Here is a 13,515-nt window from a genome sequence, read left to right as displayed (position 1 = left end):
CATAGGAGAAAAACCGATGTCGGCACCGACTTTCGGCATGACTTTTACACGTCCTAATGATGAACCGTTGCCTGTTCTTGGTGCGGATTTCTCCAAAATTCTCTTGATCGAAACCTCCGCAGATGCCTCTGACTCATCTTATCCGATAGGCGATCCCGTTCGTATTTCCACAAGTGACAGTGCTGCGCTTGCGGATATCGGCACGGGGTACCTGGCCGATGCTGTCCGGGGCATCAATGCTCAGGTCTCTGGATTGAACTCCGGAGCCGACGTTACCGTTATACGCGTCACTGAGGGGGAGACCCCGGCAGCTACTGCCGCAGCGATTGCTGCAGCACTGGGAGAAGTTGCGCACATACCATCAGCGGTCAACGCAACCCCTCGCATTGTGTGGGCTGGGCGAACTGCGTGGCGCCCCGATGAAAATACAGTGAATCCTGTCATCGCGGCATTGCCTGCAGCATGTGAGCGGCTCCTGGCTGTTGCCCCCGTGGATGTCGATGATACCAGCAAGGAAGCGGCGATCTCAGCCCGAGAGACCATGAACTCGCAACGCCTTATGCCTATCGGTGTGGCTGCCCGCGTTTTCGAGGGTACCAATCTCGTGACGCGTCCGATGGGGCCACGCGTTGCTGGTCTTTTTGCGGCCGTAGACAACGCTCATAGAGGTCGACCGTTCGATCCGATTGCGAACCAGCCGATTCAGGGGCTGGCGGGACTTTCGCGCAACATTCCATTTTCACTGTTTGATGGTTCTACTGAAGGGCAGATGCTGCTCGAAAGCAATGTCTCCATCGTTGCGCGCGGTGAAACCGGCGTTGACGGGGCGATTGCAGACGGCGGCTTCGTATTCATCGGTACGGACAACACCGAAACCGGCGACCTTTGGAAGCAAATCCACCAGGTTCGTGGCGCTGACTATCTCACGGTAAAAATGGCGCAGATTACCCGACAATTCCTCGGACCGAAAATCACTGCAGATTCGGCAGAAGCTTGGCTCAATTCGCTGAGGTTCATGCTCCGTGACCACAAGATTGATGACGATATCCTTGGCTCTGAAGTGAAGTTCGTTCCTGAGAAGAACAGCCCCGAACAAATTCGCCTCGGGCACCTCACTGTCAACATCGGTATCGAGCCAGCACCAGCATTCAAACTCGCCAATCATGAAGTGCGCCGCTATCGGCCAGCCGTCGAAGGGCTCGTTGCTGAAATCGTTGCCCGTCTGAATTCCCTCGCCTGATGTCCAACAATTCCTGATTTCCGAAAGGGAACCCTATGCAAACGCTTTACCAGATGGTGGCTGTCGATGTTCGCCGCGCCGAAGAGGCTGGCTCGTCCCGTGCCAATCTCGTTTCCAAACTCACAATCCCGCCATTGAAATTCATTACCTCGACCCACAACCCAGGTGGCGGTGTGATGAGTGTCGACTTCTCTCAAACCCGTATTGAGGCGCCGGAACCGGCCATGGAGGTCAAGGGTTTCGATACCGATATTTTCCGAGATCTTGGCGAAGTCAGCCGTTGGATATTTGCAGGCGCGGCCAAGGATAAGAAAACCGGAAAGCTCGTTCCATCACGGGCCATTATCGAAGGTGCAATCACCGAGTGGACACCGGATGAAGGCTCCCCCGAAGACTTTATGGGCTGCAACCACGCCTTCAAGGAAGTCACCCACTATGAATTCACCCTTAACGGCGAAGAGCTTTTCTATGTCGACTTCTGGGAGCGCATCCTGCGCACCGGCGGCGTGGACCGTTTTGCCGATGTTCGCACCGCCCTTGGTGCATAACCCCTGTTAAACTGGATTGAAAAATGGCCAAGGTCACTTCTGTAACCGTCCCACTCGAATACCCCGTGTCCTACAAAGGCGGTGAAGTAAGGGAACTCACGTTTCGCCGCATGAAAGCGAAAGACGCTCTTGTTGCTGAAGGCGTCGAGAGCGAAGTCCTCGCGGGATATCTGCTCTTTGCCGCGCTCGCCAGTGTTGATGTCGAACTGATTAAGGAACTCGATGTCGAAGACATGGAAGCCATCGGGGAGAGGATTGCCCCTCTTATGGGAAAGTCCGCGACCGCCAAGCTCAGTCCGGTGATCGCACCGTCGCTTGGCGAGACGTCCTAACGTCTGTCGCACGGAATCTGCACACTCCTGTAGACCAGATCGAAGAATGGGACATTGACAAGCTGCTCGATTATTCGGGCAGCCTTGCTCGTGTTGTGAGGTCTGAGAATAAGCAACCAGTTCGATAAGGTGCCACGATGGGTACAGTAACTTCCACGCTGATTTTGAGCTTGCTTGATCGCGTGACAGCGCCGTCGCGTGCCATAGCTGGGACGCTGTCCCGTCTGCAGAACGTGCAGGCGAATAATAACCGGCGCCTCGATGAAATGCGCGGGCGCATGGCGGAAGCAACGGTCGTGGCTTATGGCCTCTTTCGGGCGCTTAAAGCACCCGTCGAGGCTGCGACTGAATTCGAAACCAAGCTCGAAGACATCGCACAGAAAATTGAGGCTCCGATTTCTACCCTCCCCCAGCTCGGGAGAGAAATTAGGCAGGTTGCGCGTGATACCTACCAATCGGCCTCCGCAATGGCAGATGGCATGGATGTTCTGGCGGGCATGGGTGCGAACCGTGAGGACGCACTCGGGATGTTGCCCGCAATAGGCAGAACAGCGACAGCATATAATGCAGAAATAGCGGACCTGTCTCAGGCCGGGTATGCCGCGCTCAGCAATTTGAGAGTGCCTGCCAGCCAGCTTTCAGGCGCGCTCGATGCAATGGCGCAAGCAGGTAAGGATGGCGCTTTCGAACTAAAGGATATGGCGAAGTACTTCCCGATGCTCGGTGCAGGTTATCAGGCGCTTGGGCAGAAAGGTGTCCCCGCCGTAGCGGATCTGTCGGCGGCGCTTCAAATCGTGCGGAAGGGTACTGGAGACAGTTCATCAGCGGCTACTAACCTCTCGAATGTACTCCAAAAGATCAACGCTCCACTCACCCGCAAGTCGTTCCAGAAAATGGGTGTCAATCTTGAGAAGGAGATGAAGAAGGCGGCTAAAGCCGGGCTCACGCCGATCGAGGCAATTGCTGAAATCACCAACAGAACTCTAAAAGGCGACCTCGGTAAGCTTGGCGATCTGTTTCAGGATGCGCAAGTCCAGCAAGGCTTGCGGCCACTGATCCAGAATATCGAAGAATATCGGCGTATTCGCGAGAGCGCGATGAAGGCGCAGGGCGTGGTCCAACAGGACTACGAGCGACGCCTCAAAACGAGCGCCGCAGCAGCAAAGCGCTTCCGTATATCAATGGAGAACATAGCGCTATCCATAGGTTCGGCTCTGCTTCCTGCCATGAACAGTCTCGCAGATGTTATTGTGCCTATCGTCAACAGAATGGCCGAATTTGCGGAGGCCCACCCGAAATTGACGGTCGCCATAGTCGCGACATCGGCGGCACTCGTTGGCTTGCGAATTGCAGCGATCGCTGCGCAATTCAGCCTATTGTGGTTGCGAGGCGGATTGATATCGAGTGCTATCTTGTCGCTCAAGGTTTTCCGCGGTGTTCTGGCGGGGCTTTCCCTAGTATTCGCGCCGGTCGCGGCAGCGTTTCGCGCATTGCGAACGGCCATCGTCGGGTATGTTGCAGCAGCTTCAATTGCCGGAAACGGAGCCGCACTTTCGATCATGGGGCGCTCACTGATCGGCTTGCTTAACCCTTTGCGACTTGTTTCCGTTGCCTTCCGCGCCCTCAAATTCGCACTGATCGGCAGCGGGATCGGCGCCATAGTTGTCGGCATCGCGATGGCGGGCACATGGATCTACAACAATTGGCAGGGCATCAAGGAATTGATGTCGGGTATAGGGGAAGGCTTCCGCGCCGGCCTTGCGCCCGTACAACCTATCCTGCAACCGGTCGTCGATCTTGCAAAGCGCCTTTGGGATAGTATTTCGGGACTTGTCGGGCCACTCCGGGCATCGACCGCCGATTGGCGAGCATGGGGCGAAGTGATCGGCGGTGCTGTAGCATCCGGCGTTAACTCCGTCGCATCAGGCATCAGCACCATCATCGGCTTGTTTCAGTCAGCTTACGAAAAAGCGGTGCAATTAAAGAACGCGGTCGCCAGCTTTACGAATAGCGATGCACTCAAAATAACGGCAAGGGGTGGCGGTGGTTTACCGTCTAACCCAAACGTTCCTACATGGGCGCAGGGCATTCCCGCGCTATCGGGAGCAAGGGCGTCTGGCGGTCCCGTCGTTGGCGGAAGAACCTATCTCGTCGGCGAAAAAGGACCTGAGCTTTTTACTGCAGATCGATCTGGCACAATCATTCCTAATGGTGGCAGGGCTCCGTTCGGCAATAATGGCGGTGGGTTCCGGATCGGTCAACTGCACGTCCATGCCGCGCCAGGCATGGACGAACAGACGCTTGCACAACGTGTCATTTCAGAAATCGAAAGGCGGTTCCGCATGGAAAGCGACGGCATCCAGGCGGACATGGAATATGCGGTGTCGTGATGCTTTACATGCTTGGAACTCTTACGATCGATACCCGTCCTTTCAGCATTGATGAAATGCAACGTAGCGCTTCCGCTGAGATTGCAACAAAGCCGCTTATCAATGCTGCGCCCGGCAAAGAATTCACCGGCGAGGGTGATGATGAGGTTACGCTTTCAGGTCAGTTGCTGCCGGCTAAGATTGGCGGGCTGGTGGAGCTGGAAACAGTTCACGAAATGCGGCGTAACGGAACCCGCTTTCCACTTCATCGAGGTGATGGAACGCGGTTGGGTTGGTACGCAATCACGAGCGTTTCGGAAAGCCACTCTGATCTGACCCGGAGTGGTGTTGGTTTCGTCGTCAAACACACCATCACAATGACCCGGGTGCAGCCAGATTCAGGGGCCGGACAACAGGTTATTTCCGGCTTGCTTTCGCTCTTCGGCCTGTTTTGAGGGAAATCAAATGCAAAAGGTTACGGTCAAAGGCGAGGGTATTACCCTCGACCTCCTTCTTTGGCGAGCGTATGGCGTCCGAGGTCGAAGTTTGTTGGAAAACACCTTGGCGCAGAATGTTGGTGTAGGCCGTTTAGGGGCCCCTATTCCGATGGGAACGGAGGTAATCCTGCCAGACCTACCCGCCGAGGATGTGGGGCAGTCTCGCGAAGTTATCTCATTGTTTGGATAGCGCCATGGCTTGGAAAGTTGAATGGAAAGTGCTGGTCGACAATATCGATATGACAGCAAAAATGCGCCCGTTCCTCATCGATGTTGAAATCGTAGATAACGAGGGGAAATCCTCCGACACATGCTCTTTAACCTTCGATGACAATGGCGGGCAGATCGAGTTGCCCCGCGATGGTGCTGCGATCGAGATCTATCTGCAGGGGGTTTCCAAGTTCAAGGGCACACTCGACAGCGCTCGCTCTTCTGGTTCTCGCGGTGGAGGGCGTACGTTGCGTGTCACCGCAAAGGGGTTTGATAGCCGTGGTAAAATCAAGCAACCCCTCACCTTCCATAAAGACGATGCGACCCTGCAAGAATTTCTCGAAGAAGCCGCTAAGCGAGCAGGGATAACAAGCATCAAGGTGGCCCCAGAATTCGCGAATATCCACCGCGATTATTGGGCGGCAGATGGCGAAAGCTATGCCCACATTGGTGAGCGGATCGCACGAGAGCTTGGCGGAACTTTCAAGTTCAGGGGGGAGCAATCAGTCTTGGCGCGCCGCGGTGAAGGAAAATCCGCCACGGGCGCAGCGTTGCCAGTCATCATGGGCGTTGTCGGCCAGAACATAATTTCGTGGGATATAGCCCCATTCAAGGGCCGGAGAACCTTCACTAAGGCGAGAGTCCGGTTTTTTGACCGCAAGGGCGCGGCGTTCAAAAGCAAAGAGGTTGAATTCGACCTCGACCGGGATTCCCCTGAATCTACTAACGTAGTCCGATCAATGGCTGCTGACGAAGATCAGGCTGGGGAAATCGGTGACGCTCGCAGACGTGAGGCGGAACGGGAAGGTGGCGAGGGAAGCGTTGAGATGGATCTGACGGTTGAAGCGCAGGCCGAATGCACGTTCATCTTGTCCGGGGCGCGGGCTGGAGTCGACGGCCAATACCGAATTACGTCCGTTCGACACCGTGCAAGTCGTAATGGTGGCTCGACAACCTCGTTGGAAATTAAACAGCCGGGCGGAACAGCCGGTAAGGACACAAGAAAAAAACCCGCATCCTCGTCGCCAAGCTCCCAAGCAACGGAACGCGACCTCGGTTCCTACAACTGACGCATAGATAGACCGCATTTCAACGACTCTCCAGCCGCCATAGGGCGGCTTTTTTATGCAAAGGAAATCAAATGGATAAAACTGTGCCCGCCGGTGCAGCGCTTTTGCTCGACTTCATTTATCGAACCGATGCAGGAAAAGCGCCGCCCGATTGTTATCAGATCATTTTCGGGAATCGTCAGAATCGTCTGGCCCAGCCTATAACGCAAATGACGTTGGGCGATCTAATCGACGCTCAAAAGAACTGGTCGAGCAAGGCTTGGGTAAAAGCTAATTGGGGATTTGCGACGGCCTCTTCTGCAGCCGGGGCAGCGCAGTTCATGCGCGCCACTCTTCAAGATCTGGCAAAGGAGCTTGGCCTAAAAGGAACGCAGATTTTCGATCCGAATTTTCAGGATCGGCTCGCCTTCCATCTCCTGAAGCGTCGGGGTTATGAAGACTTCATGGCTGGGAAGATCAGCCGCACCGAATTCGGCAAACGGCTTGCTCAAGAATGGGCATCTTTCCCGGTCCTTATCGCCGTACAGGGTGCGCATCGTAAGGTGCAGCGGGGCGAAACTTATTATGCTGGTGATGAACTGAATAAGGCATTGATCAAGCCAGAGGCTGTCGAAGCGCTGCTCGACAAGGTGAAAGCACTAGGCGTAGCCATGTCGCCACCTCCTACGGCTCCGGAACAAGAGGAGCAGCTTCCCATCTCTCCAGATACATCCACGAGCCCATCAGCTTCCACCGGATTCTGGGCGGATTTGTTGAAAGCCATTCTCTCGTTCTTTGGGAAGGACAAGTAATGGATATCGCTCTACTTATACCAATTATTCGACAAATCCTTCAGGTGGTCGGCGGTATGCTTATTGCTCGCGGTTGGCTGGATAGCGGTTCTGCCGATGCGCTTACCGGCGTTATTGTAAATGGCATCGTGTTTGTCTGGTGGCTGTACGACCGCCACCGGATCAATAAGAAGGCCCGCGCACTTCGATATAAAGTAGGCGAGGCCGATCATGCTTGACGCAATCATCATGCTAATTTCCTCATCCAATGGATGGGTGGCTTATATCGGCCTTGCCATCGCCGGGGCGCTCGGCCTGTACCTGAAGGGCCGGGCGGACGGCAAGGGCGCAGAAAAGACGCGGCAGAACGATGAAAGCTCTGCCGCACGATCCGTTGCCGACGAAATTGACGCAGCGGTTGCAGGCCGAGACGCAGAGACGAACCGGGAAAGGCTGTCAAAATGGTCAAGGTGATTGCACTGGCCGCTCTCTGCGCGCTCTCGGCATGCGCCAGCCCGCAAGGCTCGTTTTGTTTGGTCGCGAGTCCTTTGCGGCCGTCCTATGCCGCTCTGGCTGCTATGACTGATCGGGAGGTATCAGCAATGCTGGCTCATAATGAACGGGGCGCGAGATTGTGCGGGTGGAAGCCATGACAGAAGCTGGGCAGGAGCGAGCGATAGGACGGATCGAGGGGAAACTTGACCTGATCATCTCGGATCAGGAAAAGGCGCGGCAAGATCGAAAGCAGCAGTATGAAAAACAGGAGAAAACAGACAGGGCGCTTGATGACGTTAAGCGGATGATCGAAAGCATCGACACACGGCTGGAAAAGGTCGAGGAACCGGTCGCCGACTTCAACCGCTGGAGGGAAAGGGGTGTGGGCGCCATTATGCTTGTCAGTTTTTTCGCGGCAACATTTGGCGCGGTATTGGCCTCATTCTGGAAGAAACTCGTAGCCCTGATATTTGGTTAGCCTACCCCGTTCCTTTGCATTTAAAGGCTGATCATTCGTCGAGCTCGGTGCCCGTCGCTCCGCGGTGCAAGCCTTCTGATACAACGCGGATGGCTGTAGCCGCTTCTTCTTCTGACCAGCCGGCATCCACCGCATCCTGAATAAGCTCTCGGACGCCCACAACATTTGCGCCCGAAAGAGCCGCTGTGGCTTCCGCTTCCGTCGCGCCGGAAATAACCTGTTGCTCCACAAGGTCAGCGAGGCCCTGCGAAATGGCCTCCTGACAATCGATTTCTCGATCTGGATAATCGCCTGGTTGTTTTGGTCCGAACATTCGATCCTCCTTAGATGCTTCGGAATTAGGTAGGGCGCTTATTTGTTGTGTCCAGTAAGTGCTTCTTCGCCTTCCTGCTTATGCTCGCGGCAGAAATAAAGGTCGCCATGTCTAGTTATATAGCCGTACGTGCCCCAAGCCTTGCAGCCCTTGGCATCACAATAATGCTCAAAAAGCTTGCCGCCCTTGGTTGCAACGGCTTTTTCGCTCTTATATCCGCTCATGCCAGTCCCCCGACAAACCCGCTCATTTCCTGAAGTCTGACCATCGCCATACGCATATGGCCGTTGCAGCCGCGCGCCTTGCAGCGGACCTTCGCCTCGATCTCGTCCAGATATTTCTGCGAACGATCGGTTCGCTCGCAGAGCAACTGTTTTGTCGCATAGGTCACGCGTCCGCATTTTTTGCAGGTCAGTTCGAGCCGTTGCTCGTCGTCCAGATCGCGGACCTTGATTGTCGATTTCCAGTTGCCCATAGCGTCACCAAAAATCTTCCGCACTTGGGATGCGCGTGTAGCTGATCTTGCCACCGACATGGCCGCCTGCAGGTGGCTTCCATTCGCCCATGCTGACGATGGTGCCGGAATATTTCATATTGAGCATATCGACCGCGTTGTTTGCCTTTTCCCATTTCTGGCGCACGGCATCGTCATTATTCAGCATGTCCATCTGCCGCTCGCCAGCTGGTGACAGATCATAGAGCGTCACGCCGACCCGGAAGATAGTTATGCCTCGTGGATGATCGTCTCGCACGCGCTGCCAGAGCAAGCGCAGCGCTGACAAAATAGCCTGATCATCGTTCACGACCGGCAGATAGTGCTTGCCGAACCATGAGCCATCGCGCACAGACAGCCAAAGCCACAGGCCTGCTGCATAGAAGTTTTCGCGGCGAAGGCGACGGGCAGCTTTGGTCAGCAGCAATCGGGATATTTCATAAGCGCCTGTCATCGAGCGGGCTTCCGGCGGCAGAACACGGCCATGACCGAACATGCCCCGCTGCTGTGCGGGCGCCTGGATATCGTAGCCGTGCAGGGCATACCATAGTCGCTCACCGTTGACGCTGTTCCAGATCTTGCGCATGTGTTTCGGCTGCAGGGCGTAAAGCTGTGTCGTTGTGAACACGCCATTGCGATAAAGCCGCTTCGCCATATTGGATCCAACGCCGGGTATGTCCTCCAGCTCGACGCGGAACAGCGGGTCCGGCATGATCGCTGGCCACCAAATGGCGAGGCCGTTTCCGTAAGCGCCTCGGCGCTTTGTCTCTTCCTTCCCTGCTTTGCAGGCGATTTTCGCCAGCTGCCTGTTGGCCGCGAACCCGATCGAGCAGGTGATGAAGGGGCCGATGTTCTCCGAAATCGCTGCTTTGATTCGTGCTGCCAGTAGCTCAGGATCTCGCTTGCCGCTGTCGTCCAGCACGCACGTCAGTTCATCGATGCTCTTCGCCGTGTCGATGGCGATGACGGTCTCGATCTCGCAGAGCAGCGCGTTATGAGCGCGCCTGTAAAGGTCGGGTTTCTGGGGGACCAGGATAAGGTCTGGGCAGAGCCGTTTCGCTTCCTTGATCGGCATAACGTTTTTTACGCCGAAATCCTTCGCCTCTTTTGAGCAGGCGATGACTGCCGTGCGGTCTGTCCCTTCGAAGGGAACAACGCCGATTGGCCGACCGCGTAGGCGGCGGTCGCATTGCTGTTCGACGCTCGCGAAAAAGCCGTCGAAGTCGAGGTACAGACGCTCGATAGTCTCAGGAAGGCGCAAGACACGCTCCAAAATCAGAATGCGCGGAACCGCGCCCGAGTACAGGGGCACTCAGGAACATATTCCTCTCAGTGGGAGTATGTTCCTAAAATGTTCTCATTTTGAAACAGAGTCAATCGGCATTTGTCGGTTGTGGAAAATCCGCTCCGACCGGGGCGGCTATCGGTGCCCAAACACCGAAAAGCGGCGGGCTTGATTGGCGTCCAGTTCCGCCCGGCATGACGGTAGGTCAAATGCCACACCCCGACCCTTGCGGGCGGGCGGATACTGGCCTCAACAGGTTAATAAAAATGCAAGAAGGTTTTTCGTTCACAGCCGTTCAACCGGTTTCGCCGCCGGCAAGTTATCTGGGCGGCAAAAGGCAACTCGCGCAGCGGCTCGCCTCGATTATCGAACAAATCCCACACAATCTTTATGCCGAGCCGTTCGTCGGCATGGGTGGCGTCTTCTTCCGTCGGCGCCTCATTCCCAAGGCTGAAGCGATCAACGATATTTCCGGCGACGTGGTGACATTGTTTCGGATTCTCCAGCGCCATTATCCGCAATTAATGGAGACGATGAAATTCCAAATCACTTCGCGGAAGGAATTCGAACGATTGTCATCCTCCGACCCCGACACTTTGACCGATTTGGAGCGCGCAGCGCGTTTTCTCTATCTCCAGCGCCTGGCATTTGGCGGGAAAATCAGAGGACGAACGTTCGGTGTCGATACGACCGGCCCGGCCCGGTTTAACATCAACCGGCTGGGGCCTGTGCTTGAAGATGTACATGAACGCCTTGCTGGCGTCGTGATCGAGCGGTTGCCGTGGGATAGTTTCATCGATCGATACGATACCCCTTCCACGCTGTTCTACCTCGATCCGCCATATTACGGCTGCGAGACAGACTACGGCAAGGAACTGTTTTCGCGCCCGGACTTCGACCGGATCGCTGCTCGACTGCAAACGATCAAAGGGCGGTTCATCTTATCGTTAAACGACAGGCCGGAAGTACGCGAGATATTCGGTGCGTTCCGAATCTGCGATGTGCCGCTGACTTACACGATAGCCGGTGGCGAAGGTAAGCCCGTTTCCGAGGTGATCATCATGGACCAAAAAGAACCGGCTGTGGCGAATCTTCCATAGATTTTAGCCCTAGCTCAATCACACCAGTTGCGACGCTTCCCTCCCCACGGGCGCGCGAGTAACTCATCGACCAGTGTGTCACCGACGTCGATGCCGTCTACGGCTATAACACCCAGCGTGCGTCCATATCTGTCGATCAGACGCCCGCTGCCGGGATCGCCGCGTGTTAATTCAATCGTCCCTCTACTCAACAACGCGGCGAGCCTCCGTTTGGCAACTAGGCCAAGACGTTTTTCAGCATCACATTTCGGGTGCCCGATTTCTGGAGCATCAATATTTGCGATCCTGATTCGCTCGCCGTCCATGGACAGCGTGTCGCCGTCAATAACGCAGATATTCTGCCGAGCCGTAAGGCAAGCTGATGCACCGGCACTTGCCGTCGAGGCCAGAACCGCTGCAAGCGCAACCGCATGGCAAAGCGCCAATCTGTGGGGAAATCTGTGGGGTGGGCGCATGGCCCGGACTGCAAAGTAGGGTCTAAGCATTTGTTTTTACAATGGTCGGAGTGAGAGGATTCGAAACTCCGACCCCCTCGTCCCGAACGAGGGGCGCGCACTAAAATCCGTATTCCAGCCAATCGTAGTAACAAACTAGCTTGCGGAAAAACGTTTGATAGGTATCTCGAAAAACACTGTTCACGTGGGCTACAAGAAACTCCTTGAGCGCGGCCCGATCAACTGTATCTCGGTGTTGAAATGCGACATAGAGCGCTACTTTCTGAGGTTCGAGATTAGAAATAATGTCTACAGTCGTCTTATCTGCCCAGTTCGCATCGTACGTATTTTTATAGCTAGCCACTTTATACCCGCGAGACTCTTGTTTCTGAACTATGATAGCAGCCGCTTGATACTTGCTCGCAGCCAATTCTTGAGCGTTTGTAATCCCGACCTCTCGCAAATAGCGATAGACGGGTACGAACGTAGAGTTTGATTTGGCAAAAGTAGGAAAAGCGAATGTCAGCAAGCTATCTGGATCGAATCGGGATTGATCTTGAAGGATGTCGAAGAAAAGATCTGCAGCCCTAATACCGACATAGCCATGTTCGGCTAGAAGTTGTTCGCCTTCAATTGCTATCTTGTCCTGATTATTCTGATGCTCTGCGGCCACACCAATGCCAACCACAAATTCTATATTCGTAAAATCATCAAGCTCATCGATATCAATGACTGCTAATTTCTGACCCGGTTCAGCCGACTTCACCAGCTCGTACATTTGTTCTTTACAATAGCGAAGAACTCTAGCCGGTATCTTTCTCTTATTGGCATCAATAGCGGCATATACCTCGCAAAAATCATCGGTTTCCAATACGGTGGCTGTGAAACTTTTCCCTTCGCCGCTAAACGCCAGTTTTTGCACAGAGCTTTTTTTACCGTTGGCTCTGCGAAGGAAAATCAGGTTCTGGCTAAACTGATCCAGCTTTTCGCTACTGAGACATGAAGCAATTGAGAATATTATCTTTCGAATGTGAGGATCATTAACAGAATAGCCTATAAAAAAAATCGGATGCTCGATGAAAAGGGTTATCAGCTTCGCTGCTAAATACGGATTCTTCTTTTCAAACTCCGCATAGTCGGAAGTGGTCAAAACAAGAGACGAGGGCTTTGTCGAGCACCCATGAATTTTATATATTTCAGCAATGGCCTGAGGATTAGAGAAAAGAAGCTCTTCTTGCCCCACAAAGGTCCTGTATTCAGGAAACAGCTCTTCTATAAGTAAATCCCAATTCGTGGTTATTATACCGTCAACGTTAAGATCACGTAATGCAGTAATTTCCTTCTGGACTTGTTCATCCATTAGCCCTTCAAGCGGTACGGCACGAAGGTAGGACGCAATTTCGTTCTTCAATGCATCATCCACACTCTTTACGCTGGCTTTGTATTGCTCGCGGGAGGAGGCATACTTCTCATTCTCCCACCATACGTGATGAAAGTCCGAGGCCAGTAAGTGCGCCGCTTCAGGTAAATTTCCATTGGCAGATGCGGAATAATAGTCGAATTCCCTTACATCCCCGCAAAAGCGACGCAACAGTCCGCTCCAATCTTCCAAACCCAGATATCGGCGGGAAAAGCCGGACCCTACAAAAAGAAATGGCGCGCCGCTATTGGCCTGCAGTATCTCAGCAGTAGCTTCCGTAAGTTCAGACATTTCCCCACACCCAAGATCGATTCACTCACTGCAATCTAAAGTGTGCGGAATCCGTTTTCAAACCCGAATTCTTTTTGCATATTTCTTCAAACTCGTTGATTCAGGACTGATCGTTGTCAGGTTCCTCTAAAAGAGGTGGTATCAAATAAATTGTGCGGCCTCAGTGTCAG

The 13,515-nt window shown here is 54.2% G+C and carries 18 protein-coding genes; 12 read left to right on the top strand and 6 right to left on the bottom strand.

Features of this window, described 5'->3' with window-relative positions:
* Positions 1-16: 16 nt before the first annotated feature.
* The 11 genes from ABWW11_RS15170 to ABWW11_RS15120 all read left to right on the top strand — a co-directional run bounded on the left by ABWW11_RS15170 (position 17) and on the right by ABWW11_RS15120 (position 8,009).
* Positions 17-1,240, top strand: coding sequence for a phage tail protein (locus ABWW11_RS15170; protein WP_319080846.1), 1,224 nt, complete (start codon positions 17-19; stop codon positions 1,238-1,240).
* 35 nt (positions 1,241-1,275) lie between these two features.
* Complete coding sequence (locus tag ABWW11_RS15165; protein ID WP_319080847.1) at positions 1,276-1,788, top strand: phage major tail tube protein; 513 nt, start codon at positions 1,276-1,278, stop codon at positions 1,786-1,788.
* Between the two features lie 23 nt (positions 1,789-1,811).
* Entirely contained in the window at positions 1,812-2,120 is a 309-nt protein-coding gene (locus tag ABWW11_RS15160; protein ID WP_319080848.1) for a phage tail assembly protein, read from the top strand.
* Positions 2,121-2,257: 137 nt separating this feature from the next.
* Positions 2,258-4,510: a phage tail tape measure protein gene (locus ABWW11_RS15155; protein ID WP_319080849.1), complete on the top strand. Its 2,253-nt coding sequence runs from the start codon at positions 2,258-2,260 to the stop codon at positions 4,508-4,510.
* Positions 4,510-4,944, top strand: coding sequence for a phage tail protein (locus ABWW11_RS15150; protein ID WP_319080850.1), 435 nt, complete (start codon positions 4,510-4,512; stop codon positions 4,942-4,944). Before ABWW11_RS15155 ends, ABWW11_RS15150 begins: the two co-directional genes overlap by 1 nt.
* A 10-nt stretch (positions 4,945-4,954) precedes the next feature.
* On the top strand, positions 4,955-5,176 hold the full coding sequence (locus ABWW11_RS15145) for a tail protein X (RefSeq protein WP_319080851.1): 222 nt from the start codon (positions 4,955-4,957) through the stop codon (positions 5,174-5,176).
* Positions 5,177-5,180: 4 nt separating this feature from the next.
* Positions 5,181-6,266 (top strand): phage late control D family protein, encoded by a 1,086-nt coding sequence (locus tag ABWW11_RS15140; RefSeq protein ID WP_319080852.1) that lies wholly within the window; start codon positions 5,181-5,183, stop codon positions 6,264-6,266.
* Between the two features lie 71 nt (positions 6,267-6,337).
* Entirely contained in the window at positions 6,338-7,057 is a 720-nt protein-coding gene (locus ABWW11_RS15135; RefSeq protein ID WP_319080853.1) for a lysozyme family protein, read from the top strand.
* The gene (locus tag ABWW11_RS15130; RefSeq protein WP_283736254.1) at positions 7,057-7,275 is read left to right on the top strand and encodes a Pam3-gp28 family putative phage holin; all 219 of its coding nucleotides are present in this window, start codon (positions 7,057-7,059) and stop codon (positions 7,273-7,275) included. Before ABWW11_RS15135 ends, ABWW11_RS15130 begins: the two co-directional genes overlap by 1 nt.
* Entirely contained in the window at positions 7,268-7,510 is a 243-nt protein-coding gene (locus tag ABWW11_RS15125; protein WP_319080854.1) for a hypothetical protein, read from the top strand. The genes ABWW11_RS15130 and ABWW11_RS15125 overlap by 8 nt, the downstream gene beginning before the upstream one ends.
* 175 nt (positions 7,511-7,685) lie before the next feature.
* The gene (locus ABWW11_RS15120) at positions 7,686-8,009 is read left to right on the top strand and encodes a hypothetical protein (protein WP_319080855.1); all 324 of its coding nucleotides are present in this window, start codon (positions 7,686-7,688) and stop codon (positions 8,007-8,009) included.
* A gap of 31 nt (positions 8,010-8,040) precedes the next feature.
* Here ABWW11_RS15120 and ABWW11_RS15115 read toward each other — a convergent pair whose 3' ends face one another.
* Genes ABWW11_RS15115 through ABWW11_RS15100 form a run of 4 tightly spaced genes read right to left on the bottom strand, consistent with a single transcriptional unit; the run spans position 8,041 to position 10,127 of the window.
* Positions 8,041-8,322 carry a hypothetical protein gene (locus ABWW11_RS15115; protein ID WP_319080856.1) on the bottom strand — a complete coding sequence of 94 codons (282 nt, stop codon included), beginning with the start codon at positions 8,320-8,322 and terminating at the stop codon, positions 8,041-8,043.
* Positions 8,323-8,360: 38 nt separating this feature from the next.
* Positions 8,361-8,546 (bottom strand): hypothetical protein, encoded by a 186-nt coding sequence (locus ABWW11_RS15110; protein ID WP_319080857.1) that lies wholly within the window; start codon positions 8,544-8,546, stop codon positions 8,361-8,363.
* Complete coding sequence (locus ABWW11_RS15105; RefSeq protein ID WP_319080858.1) at positions 8,543-8,797, bottom strand: hypothetical protein; 255 nt, start codon at positions 8,795-8,797, stop codon at positions 8,543-8,545. Before ABWW11_RS15105 ends, ABWW11_RS15110 begins: the two co-directional genes overlap by 4 nt.
* A gap of 4 nt (positions 8,798-8,801) precedes the next feature.
* Positions 8,802-10,127, bottom strand: a complete 1,326-nt coding sequence (locus ABWW11_RS15100; RefSeq protein ID WP_353410748.1) for a Y-family DNA polymerase — start codon at positions 10,125-10,127, stop codon at positions 8,802-8,804.
* A gap of 239 nt (positions 10,128-10,366) precedes the next feature.
* Here ABWW11_RS15100 and ABWW11_RS15095 point away from each other — a divergent pair, with 239 nt between their 5' ends.
* Positions 10,367-11,200: a DNA adenine methylase gene (locus tag ABWW11_RS15095; RefSeq protein ID WP_319081245.1), complete on the top strand. Its 834-nt coding sequence runs from the start codon at positions 10,367-10,369 to the stop codon at positions 11,198-11,200.
* Between the two features lie 14 nt (positions 11,201-11,214).
* On the opposite strand, the gene ABWW11_RS15090 is transcribed toward ABWW11_RS15095, so the two are convergent.
* Both ABWW11_RS15090 and ABWW11_RS15085 read right to left on the bottom strand, forming a co-directional pair.
* On the bottom strand, positions 11,215-11,685 hold the full coding sequence (locus ABWW11_RS15090) for a thermonuclease family protein (protein ID WP_319081244.1): 471 nt from the start codon (positions 11,683-11,685) through the stop codon (positions 11,215-11,217).
* 70 nt (positions 11,686-11,755) lie between these two features.
* Positions 11,756-13,345 carry an SIR2 family protein gene (locus ABWW11_RS15085; RefSeq protein WP_319081243.1) on the bottom strand — a complete coding sequence of 530 codons (1,590 nt, stop codon included), beginning with the start codon at positions 13,343-13,345 and terminating at the stop codon, positions 11,756-11,758.
* Positions 13,346-13,515 lie beyond the last annotated feature (170 nt).

The organism is Brucella sp. NBRC 113783 (genome assembly GCF_040372265.1).
Lineage (GTDB): Bacteria > Pseudomonadota > Alphaproteobacteria > Rhizobiales > Rhizobiaceae > Brucella > Brucella teleogrylli.
Note: the sequence above shows the minus strand (reverse complement) of the source record. Positions and strands in the feature narration are given on the sequence as shown.

Bases quoted from the DNA above. Each gene is read 5' to 3' on its own strand.
- ABWW11_RS15165 (WP_319080847.1), top strand. From the start codon at position 1,276: ATGCAAACGCTTTACCAGATGGTGGCTGTCGATGTTCGCCGCGCCGAA.
- ABWW11_RS15115 (WP_319080856.1), bottom strand. From the start codon at position 8,322: ATGTTCGGACCAAAACAACCAGGCGATTATCCAGATCGAGAAATCGAT.
- ABWW11_RS15090 (WP_319081244.1), bottom strand. From the start codon at position 11,685: ATGCTTAGACCCTACTTTGCAGTCCGGGCCATGCGCCCACCCCACAGA.
- ABWW11_RS15170 (WP_319080846.1), top strand. From the start codon at position 17: ATGTCGGCACCGACTTTCGGCATGACTTTTACACGTCCTAATGATGAA.
- ABWW11_RS15105 (WP_319080858.1), bottom strand. From the start codon at position 8,797: ATGGGCAACTGGAAATCGACAATCAAGGTCCGCGATCTGGACGACGAG.
- ABWW11_RS15110 (WP_319080857.1), bottom strand. From the start codon at position 8,546: ATGAGCGGATATAAGAGCGAAAAAGCCGTTGCAACCAAGGGCGGCAAG.
- ABWW11_RS15125 (WP_319080854.1), top strand. From the start codon at position 7,268: ATGCTTGACGCAATCATCATGCTAATTTCCTCATCCAATGGATGGGTG.
- ABWW11_RS15150 (WP_319080850.1), top strand. From the start codon at position 4,510: ATGCTTTACATGCTTGGAACTCTTACGATCGATACCCGTCCTTTCAGC.
- ABWW11_RS15120 (WP_319080855.1), top strand. From the start codon at position 7,686: ATGACAGAAGCTGGGCAGGAGCGAGCGATAGGACGGATCGAGGGGAAA.
- ABWW11_RS15130 (WP_283736254.1), top strand. From the start codon at position 7,057: ATGGATATCGCTCTACTTATACCAATTATTCGACAAATCCTTCAGGTG.
- ABWW11_RS15140 (WP_319080852.1), top strand. From the start codon at position 5,181: ATGGCTTGGAAAGTTGAATGGAAAGTGCTGGTCGACAATATCGATATG.
- ABWW11_RS15160 (WP_319080848.1), top strand. From the start codon at position 1,812: ATGGCCAAGGTCACTTCTGTAACCGTCCCACTCGAATACCCCGTGTCC.
- ABWW11_RS15085 (WP_319081243.1), bottom strand. From the start codon at position 13,345: ATGTCTGAACTTACGGAAGCTACTGCTGAGATACTGCAGGCCAATAGC.
- ABWW11_RS15155 (WP_319080849.1), top strand. From the start codon at position 2,258: ATGGGTACAGTAACTTCCACGCTGATTTTGAGCTTGCTTGATCGCGTG.
- ABWW11_RS15145 (WP_319080851.1), top strand. From the start codon at position 4,955: ATGCAAAAGGTTACGGTCAAAGGCGAGGGTATTACCCTCGACCTCCTT.
- ABWW11_RS15135 (WP_319080853.1), top strand. From the start codon at position 6,338: ATGGATAAAACTGTGCCCGCCGGTGCAGCGCTTTTGCTCGACTTCATT.
- ABWW11_RS15095 (WP_319081245.1), top strand. From the start codon at position 10,367: ATGCAAGAAGGTTTTTCGTTCACAGCCGTTCAACCGGTTTCGCCGCCG.